Source organism: Mycobacterium sp. AMU20-3851 (assembly GCF_043974665.1).
In the GTDB taxonomy this organism is placed as follows: Bacteria; Actinomycetota; Actinomycetes; order Mycobacteriales; family Mycobacteriaceae; genus Mycobacterium.
In genome coordinates this window covers 5,810,448-5,828,842 of sequence record NZ_CP146371.1, presented here as the reverse complement: position 1 = coordinate 5,828,842, position 18,395 = coordinate 5,810,448, and the positions used below count along the sequence as shown (strand labels likewise).

Annotated in this window: 16 protein-coding genes and 1 pseudogene; 12 read left to right on the top strand and 5 right to left on the bottom strand. The window is 69.9% G+C overall.

Annotated features, from left to right (window positions below):
- Nucleotides 1-18: 18 nt before the first annotated feature.
- From V4U86_RS27965 to V4U86_RS27950, 4 genes are read right to left on the bottom strand one after another with little or no spacing between them, the layout of a single operon-like run.
- Complete coding sequence (locus tag V4U86_RS27965) at nt 19-276, bottom strand: HPr family phosphocarrier protein (protein ID WP_073859410.1); 258 nt, start codon at nt 274-276, stop codon at nt 19-21.
- 32 nt (nt 277-308) lie between these two features.
- On the bottom strand, nt 309-2,303 hold the full coding sequence (locus tag V4U86_RS27960; protein ID WP_395309074.1) for a PTS fructose transporter subunit IIABC: 1,995 nt from the start codon (nt 2,301-2,303) through the stop codon (nt 309-311).
- 14 nt (nt 2,304-2,317) lie between these two features.
- Entirely contained in the window at nt 2,318-3,295 is a 978-nt protein-coding gene (gene pfkB / locus V4U86_RS27955; protein WP_395309073.1) for a 1-phosphofructokinase, read from the bottom strand.
- Complete coding sequence (locus V4U86_RS27950) at nt 3,292-4,071, bottom strand: DeoR/GlpR family DNA-binding transcription regulator (protein ID WP_395312243.1); 780 nt, start codon at nt 4,069-4,071, stop codon at nt 3,292-3,294. Before V4U86_RS27950 ends, pfkB begins: the two co-directional genes overlap by 4 nt.
- 100 nt (nt 4,072-4,171) lie before the next feature.
- On the opposite strand from V4U86_RS27950, the gene V4U86_RS27945 reads away from it, so the two are divergent.
- Complete coding sequence (locus V4U86_RS27945; RefSeq protein WP_395309072.1) at nt 4,172-5,851, top strand: phosphoenolpyruvate--protein phosphotransferase; 1,680 nt, start codon at nt 4,172-4,174, stop codon at nt 5,849-5,851.
- A gap of 12 nt (nt 5,852-5,863) precedes the next feature.
- Here the strand turns inward: V4U86_RS27945 and V4U86_RS27940 are convergent, their stop codons facing one another.
- The gene (locus V4U86_RS27940) at nt 5,864-6,019 is read right to left on the bottom strand and encodes a hypothetical protein (RefSeq protein WP_097933685.1); all 156 of its coding nucleotides are present in this window, start codon (nt 6,017-6,019) and stop codon (nt 5,864-5,866) included.
- 143 nt (nt 6,020-6,162) lie between these two features.
- On the opposite strand from V4U86_RS27940, the gene V4U86_RS27935 reads away from it, so the two are divergent.
- The 11 genes and pseudogenes from V4U86_RS27935 to V4U86_RS27885 form a co-directional block, all read left to right on the top strand.
- Nucleotides 6,163-7,134, top strand: coding sequence for a pirin family protein (locus V4U86_RS27935; protein ID WP_395309071.1), 972 nt, complete (start codon nt 6,163-6,165; stop codon nt 7,132-7,134).
- Between the two features lie 95 nt (nt 7,135-7,229).
- On the top strand, nt 7,230-7,865 hold the full coding sequence (locus V4U86_RS27930; RefSeq protein WP_395309070.1) for a TetR/AcrR family transcriptional regulator: 636 nt from the start codon (nt 7,230-7,232) through the stop codon (nt 7,863-7,865).
- Nucleotides 7,866-7,927: 62 nt separating this feature from the next.
- A complete protein-coding gene (locus tag V4U86_RS27925) occupies nt 7,928-8,869 on the top strand; it encodes a class I SAM-dependent methyltransferase (RefSeq protein WP_395309069.1) in 942 nt (313 codons plus the stop codon).
- Nucleotides 8,870-8,956: 87 nt separating this feature from the next.
- A complete protein-coding gene (locus tag V4U86_RS27920) occupies nt 8,957-10,360 on the top strand; it encodes an aldehyde dehydrogenase family protein (RefSeq protein ID WP_395309068.1) in 1,404 nt (467 codons plus the stop codon).
- 30 nt (nt 10,361-10,390) lie between these two features.
- Nucleotides 10,391-11,254 (top strand): SDR family oxidoreductase, encoded by an 864-nt coding sequence (locus V4U86_RS27915; RefSeq protein WP_395309067.1) that lies wholly within the window; start codon nt 10,391-10,393, stop codon nt 11,252-11,254.
- A 6-nt stretch (nt 11,255-11,260) separates the two neighbouring features.
- Nucleotides 11,261-12,226, top strand: coding sequence for an NADPH:quinone oxidoreductase family protein (locus V4U86_RS27910; protein ID WP_395309066.1), 966 nt, complete (start codon nt 11,261-11,263; stop codon nt 12,224-12,226).
- Between the two features lie 27 nt (nt 12,227-12,253).
- A complete protein-coding gene (locus tag V4U86_RS27905) occupies nt 12,254-12,964 on the top strand; it encodes a methyltransferase domain-containing protein (protein ID WP_395309065.1) in 711 nt (236 codons plus the stop codon).
- Nucleotides 12,961-13,446, top strand: coding sequence for a DUF456 domain-containing protein (locus V4U86_RS27900; protein WP_395309064.1), 486 nt, complete (start codon nt 12,961-12,963; stop codon nt 13,444-13,446). The genes V4U86_RS27905 and V4U86_RS27900 overlap by 4 nt, the downstream gene beginning before the upstream one ends.
- The gene (locus tag V4U86_RS27895; RefSeq protein WP_395309063.1) at nt 13,443-13,571 is read left to right on the top strand and encodes a hypothetical protein; all 129 of its coding nucleotides are present in this window, start codon (nt 13,443-13,445) and stop codon (nt 13,569-13,571) included. The genes V4U86_RS27900 and V4U86_RS27895 overlap by 4 nt, the downstream gene beginning before the upstream one ends.
- A gap of 141 nt (nt 13,572-13,712) precedes the next feature.
- Nucleotides 13,713-14,189, top strand: a complete 477-nt coding sequence (locus V4U86_RS27890; RefSeq protein ID WP_395309062.1) for a hypothetical protein — start codon at nt 13,713-13,715, stop codon at nt 14,187-14,189.
- Nucleotides 14,186-18,373: pseudogene (locus V4U86_RS27885) on the top strand (HAD-IC family P-type ATPase); the annotation flags it as partial. The gene V4U86_RS27890 and the pseudogene V4U86_RS27885, both read left to right, overlap by 4 nt.
- Nucleotides 18,374-18,395 lie beyond the last annotated feature (22 nt).

The window sequence follows — 18,395 nt, the reverse complement described above, 5'->3', positions numbered from 1 at the left end:
GGTCTGCGGCCGATGGGTTCAGGCGTCGAGATCCTGGGTGACCAGGTCGGCGATGGTGGCCAGCGCCGCCTCGTCCTCGGAGGCCACCGTGACCTGCGCGCCGTGCCCGGCGCCCAGCGTCATGATCATCAGGGCGGAGCCGGCGTCCACGGGTTCACCGCCGTCGACGGACAGGGTCACCTCCGCGCCGGCGTTGACGACGGCCTCGGCGATGATCGCGGCCGGCCGGGCGTGCAGGCCGATGGACGATCCGACGGTGACGGTCTTCTCGGGCATTGGGTAACTCCTTCTCGGTTGGGTGGTGCGGTTCAGGCGGAAACAGCTTGGCGGGGCGAGACGAACTGCTTGGCGGCGACGACGGCGAGGGCCGAGACGACCGTCCCCGCCACCAGGGCGACCAGGAACCACAGCAGGTTGCCGATCGCGAAGAACACGAAGATGCCACCGTGCGGGGCCCGCAGCGTCACACCGAAGGCCATGCACAGCGCGCCGGTGATGGCGCCGCCGAACATCATCGACGGGATGACCCGCAGCGGGTCGGCCGCCGCGAACGGGATGGCGCCCTCGGTGATGAAGGAGGCGCCGAGAAGCCATGCGGCGCGCCCGTTCTCCTTCTCCGGCTCGCTGAACAGTCCCGGCCGGATGGTCGTCGCGAGTGCCATCGCCAGCGGCGGGACCATACCCGCCGCCATCACCGCGGCCATGATCTGGAACGACCCGGTGGTGGCCGCGGCCAGGCCGGCGGTGGCGAAGGCGTAGGCCGCCTTGTTCACCGGGCCGCCCAGGTCGAAGCACATCATCAGGCCGAGGATCACCCCGAGCAGCACCGCCGAGGTGCCGGTCAATCCGTTGAGCCAGTTGGTCAGGCCGGTGTTGATCAGGGCCAGCGGGCGCCCGATCAGCAGGAACATGATCAGCCCGACGACCAGTGAGGCGACCAGCGGGATGATCACGACCGGCATCAGGCCACGCAACCATTGCGGCACTTTGAGGTTGCTGATCCACAGCGCGGTGAAGCCGGCGATCACACCGCCGACGATGCCGCCGATGAACCCGCCGCCGACGAACACGGCCAGCGCTCCGGCGGTGAAACCGGGTGCGATGCCCGGCCGGTCGGCGATCGCGAACGAGATGAAGCCGGCCAAGGCGGGCACCAGGAAGTTGAAGGCCAGATTACCGAGGGTGAACAGGATGGCGCCCAGGTAGATCCGCAATCCGCCGTCGGGCAGATTGCTCAGGGAGTTGTTCAGGGCGATGTCGTTGGCGTTGTCGGAGATGTCGTACCCACCGAACAGGAAGCCCAGCGCGATGAGCAGGCCGCCGGCGGCCACGAACGGGATCATGTAGCTCACGCCGGTGAGCAGGATCTGCCGGGTGCGGGTACCCCAGCCGACGTTCGAGGAGCCTTCGCTCTCCTCCGCCGCACCGGCGCTGCCCTCGACCCGGGGGGCCTTCGGATTGTCCGCGGCGGCAACCGCTTCGGCGATCATGGCGTCTGGTTCATTGATCGCGCGCTTCACGCCGGAGGCGATCACCGGCTTACCTGCGAAGCGGCCGCGGTCCTTGACGCCCACGTCGGTGGCGAAGATGACGGCGTCGGCCCCGGCGATGGTGGAGGCGGGCAGCGGGGTACTGCCCGAGGATCCCTGGGTTTCCACCACCAGATCGACGTCGGCGCGTTCGGCGGCCAGCTTCAACGCGTCGGCGGCCATATAGGTGTGCGCGATCCCGGTGGGGCAGGCGGTGATCGCCGCGATCCTCCGGCGTGCGGGCGGCTGCGCGGGTTGAGCGGCCGGTGCCACACCGGCCGGTGCGGCACCGGCCGGGGCCGCACTGACCGGGGCCGGATTGACCACGCCCTCGACCAGCGCCACCAGTTCGCCGGCCGTGGTGGTGGTCCTCAGCGACTCGACGAAGTCCTTGCGCACCAGGGCGCGGGCCAGGCTGGACAGCAGCTTCATGTGTTCCTGACCACCGGAGTCCGGTGCAGCGATCAGGAATACGAGGTCGGCAGGTCCGTCCGGAGCGCCGAAGTCGACCTTCGGGGACAGCCGGGCGAACCCGATCGTCGGGGTGTCCACGTAGGGCGAGCGGCAGTGCGGGATCGCGATGCCGCCCGGAAGTCCGGTGGCGGACTGGGCTTCGCGGGCCATCGCCGCGCCGATCAGTCCGTCGGCGTCGGTGGTGCGACCGGCGCCGGCCAGCAGACCGGCGATGCGCGAGATGACGGCCTGCTTGTCGGCACCGGCATCGGCGTCGAGCAGGACCAGGTCGGTGCTGATCACCGAGGGTGTACTGGGCATGGTGGCCTCTTCGTTCAGGAGTCGGTCCGGGCCGGCGAAATGGCTTTCACCGGTACCGCATTGAGGTCAATCAGGTCGGGGGAGGGCAGGGCGGATCCGGGCAGCGCGGCCGCCGCACTGCCGTAGGCGACGGCCATCCGCAATCGATCCGGGGCGTCCGCACCGGACAGGGCGGCCCGGACATATCCGGCCAGCGCGGAATCGCCTGCGCCGACGGTGCTGCGCGGGGTGATCGGGGGGGAGCCGGCCAGCCAGCAGCCGGACGGGTCGACAAGTACCGCTCCGGCCGCCCCGAGGGTGACCAGAATGGTGCGGGCGCCACGGTCCACCAGCCGGCGTGCCGCGTCGATCACCGGGCTCGGATCTCCCGCGGCAGCGGCGTCTTCGAGTTCCTGAGCGGACGCCCCGGTCAGGCCGGCCAGTTCCTCGGCATTGGGTTTGATGAGGTCTGGGGCGGCCCGGCCGAAGTCGGCGGCCAGCGCGGCCAGCGGGGCATCCGAGGTGTCCACCGCGACCAGGCAGTTCTGGTCCGCGAGCTGGGCGACCACCTGGGCGTACCAGTCCGCCGGGACACCGGGCGGCAGCGAACCCGACATCACGATCCAGTCGGCCCGATGCGCGGCTTCCACGACACTACGGGTCAGAGCGGACAGTGATTCTGCGGTCAATGCCGTGCCGGGCTCGTTGAGTTTCGTTGTGGTGCCGTCACTTTCGGTGATCGCGATGTTGGTGCGGACCGCGCCGTGCACGGGCACCGCGGCGAACGGGACGCCGGTGGCACGCAGTGCGGCGAGCATCGGATCGTCGTCGGCGGCGGGCAGCACCGCGAGTGCGTCCAGGCCGGCGAGGCCGAGGGCCCGCGCGACGTTCACCCCCTTGCCGCCGGGCTCGTCGGTCACCGAGCTGACCCGGTGCACCGCACCGCGGGTGAGGGTTCCGGGCAGCGTGACGGTGCGGTCGATGCTGGGATTGGGGGTGACCGTGACGATCATGCGGTTGCTCCTGCACAGGTGACTTCGACGCCCAGCCCGATGAGCTCGTCGCGGGCCGAATCGTCGATCTCGGTATCGGTGATGAGCGCGTCGACGCTGGAGATCGGCGCAAAGCTGTGCAGGTCCTCGCGGCCGACCTTCGATGAGTCCGCCACCACGACAACGTAATTCGCGCACCGCACCATGGACCGTTTGATGGCCGCCTCCTCGCCGTCCGGAGTCGAGAGGCCGTGCCGGCCGGTGATGCCGTTGGTGCCGATGAACGCGATGTCGACCCGCAGCCGGCCCAGGGTCGCCAGAGCCTGCTCGCCGACGGCGGCCTGGGTGAGGCCGCGGACCCGTCCGCCCAGCAGTTGCAGCGTGACCGAGGGTACCGCCGAGAGCCGGGCCGCGATGGGCACCGAATTCGTCACCACCACGAGGTCGCGATCGGTCGGCAGCAGCGCCGCCACCCGGCTGGTGGTGGTGCCGGCGTCCAGCAACACGCTGGCCCCGCCCGCAGGGAACAGATCGGTGGCGGCCGCGGCGATGGCGTCCTTGTGCGCCGCCCGGGTGATGTCGCGCTCGTCCACATCCTGCTCGACAAGGTGCAACGCGCGGGCCGGTACCGCGCCCCCGTGGACCCGGCGCACCAGCCCGGCCTTGTGCAGCACGGCGAGATCCCGGCGCACCGTCTCGGTGGTGACGTCGTAGGCCTGCGCCAGTTCGGCGACCGAGGCGCGGCCCTGCTGCATCACCAGGGCGGCGATGGCGTGCTGACGTTCCTCGGCGTACATCGGGCTCCGTTCGGGCGAATCCACCAGTTCAAATGTTGATATGTGTGGTTTTACGCTTGTTTCTGTTGACTTGTCAATGCTTTTCTGTAATCTGGGTCACATGAGCACTTCGTCGACGACGACACAGGTTCTGAGCGGGGTCCCGGTGGTGGCCGGTGTCGCCTACGCCCCGGTGATCCGGCCCGGAGCCCGGCCCCCGGCGCCGGCGGCCGACGGGCAGGAGATCGCCGAGGGCGATCGTCCCGCCGAGGTCGCCCGGATGAAGGGTGCCGCCGCCGCGGTGGCCGACCGGTTGCGCGAGCGCGCGGCGCACGCCACCGGCGTGGCGTCCGAGGTGCTGGCCACCACCGCGGCCCTGGCGCAGGACCGCGCCTGGCTCGGTGATGCCGAAAAGCGGATCACTGCAGGCAATTCCGCCGAGCAGGCGGTCGGCGGGGCGATAGCCAAGATCGCCGACGCGCTGGCCCGGGCGGGAGACCTGATGGCTGAGCGCGTCACCGATCTGCGCGATGTGCGCGACCGGGTGCTCGCACAGCTGGCCGGACTGCCCGAACCGGGGGTGCCGGTGCCCGATGCGCCGTCGGTGTTGTGCGCCGAGGATCTGGCACCCGCCGACACCGCCGGTCTGGATCCCGCGCTGGTGGTGGCGCTGGCCACCACGCTGGGCGGCCCCACCAGCCACACCGCGATCATCGCCCGCCAGCTCGGCATCCCGTGTGTGGTGGCGGTGGACGGCTTGGATGCGGTGCCCGCCGGGGTGCCGGTGATGGTCGACGGGGTGCGCGGCACCGTGACGGTGGCGCCGGACGCCACCGCGGCGGCGCGGGCGGTGGAGGAGTCGCGCCGCGAAGCCGAACGGGTCGCGCAGTGGACCGGACCCGGCCGCACCGCCGACGGGCATCCGGTGGCGGTGCTGGCCAACGTCCAGGACGGCGCCGCGGCGCGGGCCGCGCGGCAGACCCCGGCCGAGGGCGTCGGTCTGTTCCGCACCGAACTGTGCTTCCTGAACCGCGATACCGAGCCGTCGGTCGACGAGCAGGCCCGGATCTACGGTGAGGTGCTGACGGCGTTCCAGGGCAGCAAGGTCGTGATCCGCACGCTGGACGCGGGTTCGGACAAACCGCTCAAGTTCGCCGGCCACCCGGACGAGGCCAACCCCGCGCTGGGTGTACGCGGGGTGCGCATCTCCTTCGGCAACCCGGGGCTGCTGACCCGCCAACTGGAATCGATCGCCGCGGCCGCACAGGCAACCGGTGCCGATCCGTGGGTGATGGCGCCGATGATCGCGACCGCCGATGAGGCGAAGACCTTTGCCGCGCAGGCGCGTTCCTACGGCCTGACGCCGGGCGTGATGATCGAGGTGCCCGCTGCGGCACTGCTGGCCCGGCACATCCTGGAGCATGTCGACTTCCTGTCGATCGGAACCAACGACCTGGCCCAGTACACGATGGCGGCGGACCGGATGTCCTCGGAACTGGCCACGCTCACCGACCCGTGGCAGCCCGGGGTGCTCACTTTGGTCGAGATGACGGCCCGGGCCGGGGCGGCCGCCGGAAAACCGGTGGGCGTCTGCGGGGAAGCGGCTGCCGATCCGCTGTTGGCCTGCGTGCTCGTCGGGATGGGGGTGACCTCGTTGTCCGCGGCCGCGACTGCCGTCCCCGGTGTCGGTGCCGCGCTGGCCGCGGTCACCTTGGAACGCTGCCGTGCCGCGGCGCAGGCGGCGGTCCAGACGGCGAGTGCCGCGGACGCACGGTCCGCGGCACTCGCAGCGTTGGGGTAGGCGTTCCTCCCGCTAGAACCAGACTTTTCGACCACCCACCGGGCGGCCGACGGCACCGAGGATCCACAGCACGACGCCGACCACGATGAGGATCGCGCCGATCGTGTAGAGGATCGACAAGCTCGTGAAATATCCGATCAACAGGAGAATGATGCCGAGCACGATCATGGCTGTCCGTCCTTTGTTCAGGGCTGAAAAAACGTTGACCTGGGGAGAATTGCCAGTGCGGTCTGTTCTCAAACAAGATCAGGAATAACTGGACCGTAGTCCGGTTATATGGGTATCAGTTCCATCGTCCTGAGGAGGTACCGATGCCCGCCATCACCGCCGACACCCTGACCCTGCCCCGGATCACCGCCGCCACAACGGCCGAGACCGCGCGCCCGGTCCGATCCATCACCACCGGCCCCAGCGGTTATGAAGGGGAAGGTTTCCCGGTCGTGCGCGCCTTCGCCGGTGTCGCGGCCGCCGATCTCGATCCGTTCGTGCACATGGACCAGATGGGTGAGATCGAATACCAGCCGGGGGAGCCGCGCGGTACCGACTGGCATCCGCACCGCGGTTTCGAAACCGTCACCTACATGATCGACGGGCGCTTCGCACACCAGGATTCGCACGGAGGCGGCGGCCTGATCACCGACGGCGCCACCCAGTGGATGACCGCGGGATCGGGCATCCTGCACATCGAGACGCCCCCCGCCGAGCTGGTGGAGAGCGGAGGCTTGTTCCACGGTGTCCAGCTGTGGGTCAACCTGCCCCGCAAGGACAAATTCGCCTCCCCGCGTTACCAATCCATCGACGGGCCCGCGGTGACCCTGCTGTCGTCGGAGGACGGTGGTGCGCTGGTGCGTGTCATCGCCGGTGACATCGACGGGCATGACGGCCCCGGCCGGACCCACACCCCGATCACGCTCGCGCACGCCACCGTGGCGCCGGGCGCGCGGTTGGACCTGCCGTGGGACCGGACCTACAACGCCTTGGTGTACGTGCTGTCCGGGCGTGGCACCGTCGGACCTGTCGGACATCCGATCCAGCAGGGGCAGCTGGCGGTGCTGGGCCCCGGTGACCGCATCGCGCTGGCCGCCACGTCCAAGCAGGACGGCAACCGACCCGATCTGGAAGTGTTGCTGCTGGGTGGGCGCCCGATCCGGGAGCCGGTGGTCCAGTACGGGCCGTTCGTGATGAACTCCAAAGCCGAGGTTCTGCAGGCATTGGAGGACTTCAACGCTGGGCGATTCGGCTCGCTGCCACCCGACGCGCTGACACCGTACCGGGTGCGCTGAACCCACCCGGCGGTGTTTGCTGAAATGCGATTTCGATGCGCCTTCGCAACTTTGGCGCACTAGTCGGGTGGGTGATCTGTGGCACAATTTTTGTTGTGCCGCATATAGCCAGCAGAGGGCCGGGACGCCCGCCAGCCGCCAAGGCAGCGGAGACCCGCGAGCGGATTCTGCGGGCTGCGCGAGAGGTGTTCAGCGAACTGGGTTATGACGCAGCGACTTTCCAGGCGATCGCGGTGCGCTCCGATCTGACCAGGCCGGCGATCAATCATTACTTCCAGAGCAAGCGCCTGCTCTACCGCGAAGTTGTCGAACACACCAACGGGGTGTTGGTCCGCGCCGGCGAGGAAGAGGCCAGGGCGGAGCCGACGCTGTTGAAGCGGTTGTCGGCGTTCTTCTCCATTGCCGTGCAGGTCGACACCAAGGATCGATCGGTGGCCGCCTTTCTGGTGACCTCGGTTCTGGAGGCCCAACGTCATCCCGAACTCAAGGAGGACGAGTACGACCCGCTGGCGAACTCCCGCGCGTTCGTGCACTGGGCGGTCACCGATGCGATCGAGCGCGGCGAGCTGACCGTCGACACGGACGTGTCGATGGTGGTGGAGATGCTGGTGGCGGTCATGTGGGGGATGGGCTTCTACGCCGGCTACGTGGGCAGCCACGACGAGTTGGTGTCGGTGGTGGCTCAGCTGGAATTGCTGATGTCCAACAAGCTCTGGGAGCTCAGCGGATAGCCGGGCGGGCATAGCGCTGTGACGCCGGATAGCTGACCTAACTGATCGGTAGCATCGCCGGTATGAGTTCACTGCGCACCCACGACGACAGCTGGGACATCGCCTCCAGCGTCGGAACCACCGCCGTGATGGTCGCCGCCGCGCGCGCTGCGGAGACGGCGAGCGACGATCCGCTGATCAACGATCCCTACGCACGCATCCTGGTCGAGGGTGCGGGCGGCGGGCCGTGGGGCCTGATGATGGACGAGGACTGGGTGGCCCGCGCGGCCGACATCGATCCCGACGGTGCCGCGATGTTCGCCCACATGGGCAACTACCAAGCCGTCCGGAGCCGCTTCTTCGACGACTTCTTCATCGCGGCCGGCGCGGCGGGAATCCGCCAGGTGGTCATCCTGGCCTCCGGGCTGGACTCACGGGCCTACCGGCTGGACTGGCCGGCGGGTACCACCGTCTTCGAGATCGACCAGCCCAAGGTGCTGGAGTACAAGACGTCGGTGCTGTCCGGTCACGGCGTGCAACCCACCACGAGCCGCCACGAAGTGGCCGTCGACCTCCGCCACGATTGGCCCCGGGCGCTGCGCTCGGCCGGATTCGACGCCGCTGCCCCCACCGCCTGGCTGGCCGAGGGCCTGCTGATGTACCTCCCCGCCGACGCGCAGGACCGGTTGTTCGCCCAGATCACCGAGCTGTCGGCCACCGGCAGCCGGATCGCGGTGGAGACCGCCCCGATGCAGGCGGAGGAACGGCGCCGGCAGATGAAGGAGCGCTTCGAACTCATCAAGGCGAAGTTCGGCATCGAGGACAGCCTGGACGTCGGCGAGCTCATGTACAACGACCCGGACCGGGCCGATGTCGCGGTCTGGCTCGCGGAGAACGGGTGGGACAGCTCGGCGGTCGCCGCGGCGGCGGAGATGCGCAGGCTGGACCGCTGGGCGCTGCCGGACGGTCCGGACACCCCCGATGACAATGCGTTTTCCCAGTTTGTGACCGCAGTACGGAACTGACGGTTCCCGTCGCGCCGAATTCAGGTCTTCTGGACCGACCGACCGGATGGTTAGGATCAGGTTTCCTCGGTCTGGAAGGACGCGACGATGACCACGCATGCAGATGCACCCACGTCACCAGCCGTGACGGATATCCCGGCGGTGGTCGCCGGACTCCGCGCGGCCTACGCCACCGGTCGCACCCGTGACCTGGAATGGCGCAGGCAGCAGCTCCGCGGTCTGGAGAAGCTGGTGGTCGACAACGAGACCGCCATCGCCGAAGCGCTGGCCACCGATCTGGGTCGCCAGCCGTTCGAAGCGTGGCTGGCCGATGTCGCCAGCACCGCCGCCGAGGCCGCCGACGCCGCCAAGAACGTCGGGAAGTGGGCCAAGCGCCGGTATCGGCGCCTCGAGCTTTCCCAGCTGCCGGCCCGCGGGTGGGTCGAGTACGAGCCCTTCGGCACGGTGCTGGTCATCGGTGCCTGGAACTTCCCGTTCGCGCTGACCCTGGGCCCCGCCGTCGGGGCACTCGCGGCCGGCAACACCGTCGCACTCAAACCGTCGGAACTCGCGCCCGCCTGCTCGGCGCTGATGGCCGAACTGGTGCCCAGGTACCTGGACCCCGAGGCCGTGGTCGTCATCGAGGGTGACGGTTCGGTCAGCCAGGAACTCATCGAGCAGGGCTTCGACAAGATCTGCTTCACCGGAGGTACCGAGATCGGGCGCAAGGTGTACCAGAGCGCCGCCGCCCACCTCACCCCGGTCACCCTGGAACTCGGTGGCAAGAGTCCGGTCATCGTGGCCGCCGACGCCGACCTGGGTGTCGCCGCCGAACGCATCGCATGGACCAAGCTGATCAACTCCGGCCAGATCTGCATCGCGCCGGACTATGTGCTCGTCGACGCCTCGGTGCGCGACGAACTGGTCGCCTTGGTCAAGGCCGCGATCCGGCGCTTCGAGGCGCAGGCCACCGGCGGCAAGCGGATCGTCAACCGGCGGCACTTCGACCGGCTCACCGCAGCCATCGCGGCCACCGAGGGCGACGTCACCATCGGGGGTGGCTCGGAAGCGGCGAAGCTGGAGATCGAGCCGACCGTCGTGGTGGATCCCTCGGTGCGTGAACCACTGATGACCGACGAGATCTTCGGCCCGGTGCTGCCCATTGTCACTGTCCAAAACCTGGATGAGGCAATCGCTTTCGTCAACGCCCGGGCCAAGCCGCTGGCGGCCTACCTGTTCACCCGGAGCAAGGAGACCCGGGAACGGGTGATCCGCGACGTGTCCGCCGGGGGCATGGTGGTCAACCATCTGATCTTCCATTTCGCCACCACCAAGCTGCCGTTCGGCGGCGTCGGCCCGTCCGGGATCGGCGCGTACCACGGCCGGTACGGGTTCGAGGAGTTCAGCCACCGTAAGTCCGTGCTGAGCAAGACGACCCGACCCGACTTGGGCAAGCTGATCTACCCGCCGTATACAGAGAAGGCGTGGAAACTGGCCCGTCGGCTCTTCTAGCCGCGGATTGACCAACAGGAGAGGAACGCAATGCCCGGAGTGCAGGATCGCGTCGTCGTCGTCACCGGAGCCGGTGGTGGATTGGGGCGTGAATACGCCCTGACCTTGGCCCGTGAGGGTGCCAGCGTCGTCGTCAACGACCTCGGTGGTGCGCGGGACGGGTCCGGCGCCGGACACAACATGGCCGATCAGGTGGTCGAGGAGATCAAGGCCGCCGGTGGCCGGGCGGTCGCCAACTACGACAGCGTTGCCGAGCCCGAGGGCGCCGAGAACATCATCAAGACCGCGATCGACGAGTTCGGCAAGGTCGACGGTGTGGTGAGCAACGCCGGCATCCTGCGTGACGGCACCTTCCACAAGATGACCTACGAGGCGTGGGATGCGGTGCTCAAGGTGCACCTCTACGGCGGCTACAACGTCATCCGGGCCGCGTGGCCGCACTTCCGTGAGCAGAGCTTCGGCCGGGTCGTCGTCGCCACCTCCACCAGCGGTCTGTTCGGCAACTTCGGCCAGGCCAACTACGGCGCGGCCAAGCTCGGTCTGGTCGGCCTGATCAACACGCTGGCCCAGGAAGGCGCGAAGTACAACATCAAGACCAATGCGGTTGCGCCGATCGCCGCCACCCGCATGACGCAGGACATCCTGCCGCCCGAGGTCTTCGAGAAGCTGACCCCGGAATACGTTGCGCCCGTGGTCGCCTACCTGATGACCGAAGAACTCCCCGACACGGACTCGGTGTTCATCGTCGGCGGCGGCAAGGTGCAGCGCACCGCGCTGTTCCAGAACGATGGCATCACCTTCACCGAGGTGCCCTCGGTGGACGAGATCGCGGCCAAGTGGGGCGAGATCACCGATCTGTCGGCGGCCAAGCAGGCCAGCTTCAAGCTCGGTTAGGAATCTGTGAAAGCCCTTGTAGCGCAGGAACTCACCGGTCCTGCCGGGCTGGTCTACACCGACGTCGACGATGTGGTCTCCGCTGATGCGGTCGTCGTCGACGTCGGTGCGGCCGGCGTCTGCTTCCCTGACCTGCTGCTGACCCGCGGCGAATACCAGCTGCGGCTGGAGCCGCCCTTCATCCCGGGTATGGAGGTCGCCGGAACGGTGCGCTCTGCACCGGCCGGATCCGGTTTCACCGTCGGCCAACGGGTTTCGGGGCTCTCCATGATCGGTGGCTACGCCGAGCAGGCGGCGGTGGTGCCGGCCAACGTGGTGCCCACCCCGGACGGGGTCGACGACGCTTCGGCAGTCGCCCTGCTGGGCAACTACTACACCATGTACTTCGCGCTGCAGCGCCGTGCGGCACTGCGGTCCGGAGAGACCGTACTGGTGCTCGGCTCCGCCGGCGGTATCGGCGTCGCGAGCATCCAGATCGCCAAGGCACTCGGTGCCCGGGTGGTGGCGTTGGTGCACCGCGCCGATGCGCAGGATTTCGTGGCCGGCGTCGGCGCGGATGTGGTGCTGCCGCTCGCGGAAGGCTGGAAGCAGGCCGTGCTGGACGCCACCGGCGGCCGCGGTGTGGACGTGGTGGTGGACCCGATCGGCGGTGACGCCTTCGACGACGCCATCCGGGTGCTGGCACCGGAAGGCCGGCTACTGGTGATCGGATTCGCTGCCGGCCAAGGCATCCCGACAGTCAAGGTGAACCGGCTGCTGCTGCGCAACGTCAGCGTGGTCGGTGTCGGCTGGGGGGAGTTCGTCCGGCACACGCCCGCCGCGCAGGCCGAGGTCGGCGCCGGGCTCGGCGCACTGGTCGCGGCCGGGTTGCGCCCGCCCGCCCCGGTGACCTACCGACTGGCCGACGGTGCCGAAGGTCTGCAGGCGCTCGCCGACGGGAAGGTGCGCGGCAAGCTGGTCCTGGTGCCCTAACGGCGGTTCGGTGGGTAGCGTGGATGCGTGGACGACGCACTGCGCAAGGCGATGGACCTGCTGGTCGATCCGCCTGCCCACCCCGACGTCAGCCGGGGCTACCTCGATCTGCTGCCGACCGGCACCGAGGCGCCCAGGAACTTGGGCGCCATCCAGAAGGCGTGGGCGTCCCCGGTCGGCTCGATGCTCTACGACCGCGCCCAACTGCTCAACCGCCGCCTGCTGGCCGCGGCACGGCCGCCCATCGACTGGCTGGCCATCCCGCCCGGCGGCACCGCGCTGGACATCGGCAGCGGCCCCGGCAACATCACCGCGGAACTGGCCCGCGCCGCGGGTCAGGACGGGTTGGCGTTGGGTGTCGACATCTCCGAACCGATGCTGGAACGGGCGGTCAAGGCCGAGGCCGGTCCGCACGTGGGTTTCGTCCGGGCCGATGCCCAGCGGTTGCCGTTCCGGGACGACAGTTTCGACGCGGTGATCTCGTCGGCCGTCGTGCAGTTGATCCCCGATCACGTCGCGGCGTTGTCGGAGATGGTGCGGGTGCTGCGGCCCGGGCGCCGGATCGCGATCATGGTGCCCACCGTCGGGTCTGCCGCCCCGATGCGCGTGCTGGCCCGCGGAGGTGCCCGGTTCTTCACCGAGGACGAGCTCGGCGATGCCTTCGAGGCGCTGGGGCTGGTGCGGGTGCGCACCAGGACCCTGGGCTTCATCCAGTGGGTGCGTGGGCAGAAAGCGTGAGCACCCTCGGCGTCGTCTGTGTCGCGTTGGCGATCGCCGTCGGGTTGGCCGGCATCATCGTGCCCGTCCTGCCCGGCGGCCTGCTGGTCATCGGCGCCATCACGGTGTGGGCGGTGGTCGAGGGCGGTACCGCCGCCTGGGTGACGCTCGGTATCGCGTGGGCGTTCTTCCTGAGCGCCGAAGTGATCAAGTACCTCTGGCCGGTGCGCCGGATGCGCGCCGCCGACGTGAGCACCTGGAGCCTGGTCGCCGGCGGCGTGCTCGGCGTCATCGGGTTCTTCGTGGTGCCGGTGCTCGGCTTGTTGCTCGGCTTCGTGCTCGGGGTGTACCTGGCTGAACTCGGCAAGCGTCGGGATCAGCGTCGGGCGTGGGCGTCCACCGTGCACGCGCTCAAAGGCGTTGCGCTCTCGGTCGGGGTGGAACTGACCGGGGCGCTGCTGGCGACCCTCACCTGGGTGACCGCGCTGGTGATCACCTGGTGACCGAGTCGGGATCGCTGGGACGCCGGATGCGCGGCGAAGCGGGGGTGACCCCGCAGTCGGGCCGGGAGAAGACGCCGGCAGCCGCCAAGGTGATGAAATCATCTCGGGTGCAGCGGTTTCCGTAGGCACGGTTGGTATCCACCGTGCGCGGAGGGCGGTCCGCCGTCAAGGGTATTCGCACAGGTTCCTGTCAGTTTGTGCATACCGGTGTGCGGCGCGGCCGGAGGGAGTAGTGATGGGAGAGGTGAGCGTGAGGAGTGCGAATCATGAACATCGTCTCAGGCACTGTAGGGGCCATCGGCCGCACCGCTGACGCCGCAGCGGCCACGGCAGGAGCCATCGGGGGTGCCGCCGTCAACGGCGTGATCGGTGGGATCAAGGGCACCGGTTCCGGAATTCGTTCGGGGATGAGCCAGGGCAGCAGATCCTCGGCCGCTGCCGCCCTCACCTTCGCGGCCGTGGGCGCGGCGGGGCTCATCGAGTGGCCGGTGCTCCTGACCGTCGGCGGGGCAACACTGTTGGTGCACGAGATAAATCAGCGCACCCGGGATGGTCAGACTGCGGAATCGGACGACCACGCCCCGGTGCGCACCGCGGCGCCGGTCAAGCGCACCACCGCGAGATCCGCGCCCAAGACGCCGGCCGCGAGAACCGCCCGCAAGGCATCCACCTCGAGAGCCGCGCCCAAGGCAGCCACCCGCCGGAGCGCGCCCCGACGTACAGGATCGTCCGCCGGTAAGTGATCGGCGTCATCGGGCGGGCGATCCGCGGTGCAGTGGACCTGGCCGCGGCGCCGCTGGGTGAGCTGGTCGGTGCGACACCGGCACGGCGGTGCTGGCAGGGGGGAGACCGTAGCTGGATCGAGGTCCGCGGTCTGGACACCGAGCAGCATCAGTTCATCGCCGCCGCCCTGAGACGCGATATCGGCGGTCGGGCCGGCGTCCGCTCGGTGCAGGTCAACTATCCGCTGTCCCGCGTCATCGTGGAGGTCGGCGACGATCTGCAATCCCCTCGGTTGGCGGCGCTGTGTGAGCAGGTGGCGCAGATCGAAGACCGGTATCGGAACACCCGGTCGGCCGCCCGGCCGGTGGATCTGCCCGGCGACGGAATCGTCCTGGCCGAGAAGGCCATTGCCGCCGCGGCGAGCGGGATCGGCGCCTGTGCGGCGGTCGCCGGTCGGGCGCTGCGCTGGCCACGGATGCCCGCCGGACTGACGGCCGTCGTGGCCGTCGTCGACTACCAGCCCCGAGTCCGCGCCATGCTGGAAGCGGGCCTGGGGCAGCAGGCCGCGGACACCGTGGCAGCCGTCGGCGCCGCCACCGTGTACACCCTGACCCAGTCACCCGCGGCACTGGCGGTCGAGTTCGTCCGGCACCTGGCGCAGATGGGCGAGGCCATGGCCGCATCGACAGCGTGGCAGGCGCAGGAACCCACCCTCGCCCGTCACGCCGAATGCGTGGAGGCGATACCGGCGACACCCCGCCCGAGACCGGTGCCCGACGGCGCGCTGGAACGGTATGCCCGCCGCTGCGGAGAGGCGCAGGGCGCGGCGGCCGCCGTGGCGGGCCTGCTGACCCGTGATCCCGGCGCCGCCACCACCGCCCTCGGCGTCGCCGTTCCCAAGGCGGGGCGATGCGCCCGCGAGGCGTTCGTGAGTACCTTCGGCCGTGGACTGGCCGATCGCTGCGGGGCGTTGCCGTTGCGATCCGGTGCACTGCGCCTGCTCGACCGGATCGACACCGTCGTGGTCGACCCGCGGGTGTTGGCCACCGACGAACTGCGGATCGGCCGGTTCCGGCACGTCGCCGACCGGGACCGCGCGGCGGTATGGCAGTGGGCGCAGGCGCGACTCCAGACGGGCGAACTGACAGCCGGATGGCATCGCGTCGCAAAGGATTTCGCGCGAGACGAGACCAATGGCCGGGTCGGCGGGCAGGTATTGGTGTGCTCGCGCCACGACCCGTTGGCATCGGGCGTGCTCGGTGAGATCCGGCGGTCCGGTGCCTCGGTGGTGTCGGTCGATCTCGACGAACTCGACGACCTGCGGTCTTCCTTCGACGATCTGCACAGTGCCGACGGCGGTCTCGACGCGGCGCTGGCCCGGGCGGTCGACGATCTGCAGCGCGACGGCCACACGGTGGCGGTCGTGTCCGCCGACTCTGCGCGCGCCCTTCTGGCCGCCGATCTCGCACTCGGAGTGTGCCATCCGGACAGTCGACCCCCGTGGTACGCCGATGTTTTGGTGAACGACCTGCTTGCCGTGTGGCGGATCATGCACGCGCTGCCCGCGGCGCGGCGGGCGACCGAGCGCGGAGTCGAACTGTCATTGGGGGGATCGGCGCTCGGGATGCTGCTGATGGTCCCGGGCGTCCGGGGCCAGGGTCCGGGCCCCGTCACCGCCGGCGCGGCGGCCGGACTCGTCACCGGCTTCTGGCTGGCCCGCAGGGTTCTCCTGGACCGGCCACCCCGACCGGCGACGGTCGAGGACTGGCATGCGATGACACCCGAACAGGTCCGCCGTCTGCTACCTGAATCTACTGTCCCGCACGCTGATTCAGCGGAACCGGAGAAATCCGCGGGTCGGTTGGGTGCCTCGATGCGCAGCCGGACGGCCGAGATGGTCTCCGCGCTGGCCGGTGAGCTGTCCGACCCGCTGACGCCGGTGCTCGCCGTGGGATCGGTGGCCAGTGCCATGCTGGGATCACCGGTGGACGCCATCCTGGTCGGCTCGGTGCTGGCCGGCAACGCGGTACTCGCGGCCACCCAGCAGGTGCGGGCCGAGCGGCTGCTGCGCCGGTTACTGGCGGTACAGGACCCGCCCGCCCGCCGGCTCGACGGCGGCCGGGCGGCGACCGTCGCGGCGGCAGCGCTGCGGCCCGGTGACCTGATCGAGGTGCGGGCGGGGGAGGTGGTACCCGCCGACGCGCGGATCGTCGAGGCAACCGACGTGGAGGCCGACGAGGCCGTCCTCACCGGGGAACCGCTGCCGGTGGCCAAACAGGTGGGCGCCACACCCGGCGCCGTGCTCGCCGACCGGCTCTGCATGCTCTACGCCACCACGACGGTGGTCACCGGCAGCGCGGTCGCGGTGGTCACCGAGGTGGGTTCGGCGACCCAGGCCCGCCGGGCGGTGGATCTCGGACACGGAGCCGGGCCGACGGTCGGTCTGCAGACCCAGCTGCGGGATCTGACCGATCGGGTGCTGCCCTACAGCCTCGCCGGGGGTGCCCTGGTCAGCGGACTGGGACTGGTGCACGGACTGCCGATGCGCAGTGCGGTCGCCAGCGGGGTCGCGGTGGCGGTGGCCGCGGTACCGGAGGGTCTGCCATTGGTGGCCACGCTGGCCCAACAGGCGTCGGCGCGCCGTCTCACCCGCACCGGTGTGCTGGTGCGCAGCCCACGGTCGGTCGAGGTGCTGGGCCGCGTCGGGGTGGTGTGTTTCGACAAGACCGGCACGCTCAGCGAGAACCGGTTGCGGGTGACGCAGGTACGCCCGGCCGGCAGCGCGGTGTCGCGTCAACACGTCCTGGACTCGGCCGCCGGCGCCACCCAACCCCGAAACGGTGCCCACCATGAACACGCCACCGACTCCGCCATCGCCGAGGCGGGCAACCCGGCGAGCCGGCCGTCCTCGGGCAGCGCGTACCTGCCGTTCCGCAGCGGCCGGAAGTTCTCGGCCGCGGTATCGGAGGACGGTCTGCTGGTCAAGGGAGCGCCGGAGGTCGTGCTGGCCGCGTGCAGCGGTCTCGATGCGACCACCGGCCGGGAGGTCGAAACGATGGCGCGTGGTGGGCTGCGGGTGATCGCGGTGGCCCGGCGGGACCTCTCCACCGCACGGGTCGCACGGGCCCGCGCCGATTCCGGCGCGTTCGCCGAAATGTGTGGGAGCCGACTGAAACTGATCGGCCTGCTGGGTCTGTCCGACACGCCCCGGCCGGAGGCGTCACAGGTCCTGAAATCCCTGCAGCACAACGCTATCGGCGTGCGGATCATCACCGGTGACCACCCCGTGACCGCGATGGCGACCGCAGCCGAACTGGGCATGCCGGTGACGGCCGGCCAGGTCATCAGCGGTGAGCAGTGGGAGGCGATGCCACGCCGGGCACAGGAGCGCGCCGTCCAGGATCGGCTGGTGTTCGCCCGGATGTCGCCGGAGCAGAAGGTGCAGATCGTCCAGACTCTGCGGCGCACCGGGCAGGTGTGTGCCATGGTCGGCGACGGTGCCAACGATGCGGCGGCGATCCGCGCAGCCGACATCGGTATCGGGGTCGCGGCCCGCGGCAGCGATCCAGCGCGCAGCTCGGCCGATGTGCTGTTGCTCGACGGGCGGATCGGATCGCTGAACGACGCCTTCGACGAGGGACGTCAGTTGTGGCGGCGGGTGCACGCCGCGGTGTCGGTGCTGCTCGGCGGCAACGCCGGGGAGGTGGTGTTCTCGGTCATCGGCAGTGCGCTGACCGGACGGTCGCCGCTGAACACCCGCCAGCTGCTGCTGGTGAACATGATGACCGACGCACTACCGGCGGCGGCGCTGGCGGTCAGCCCCGCCCGCTCGACCGACGGCACGACCTCCGGCCCAAGCCGTGGGGAACTGTGGCGCACCGTGGCCATCCGGGGCACCGCAACCGCGGGCGCGGCGACCGGCGCATGGCTGTCGGCGGGATTCGTGTTGGCCCCGCGGCGCGCCTCCACGGTGGCACTCGTCGCGCTGGTGTCGACCCAACTTGCCCAGACCCTGATCGATTCGCGCAGCCCGCTGGTGGTGGCCACTGCGCTGGGCTCGCTGGTGTCGTTGGGCGCACTGATCAGCACGCCCGGGGTCAGCCAGCTGTTGGGGTGCACACCGCTGGACCCGATCGGGTGGGCGACGGCCCTGGCGGCGGCGGGGGTGGCCACGGGTGCTGCCGCGGTCGCACCGAAGCTGCTCACCGCGCTCGCCCCGGGGCAAC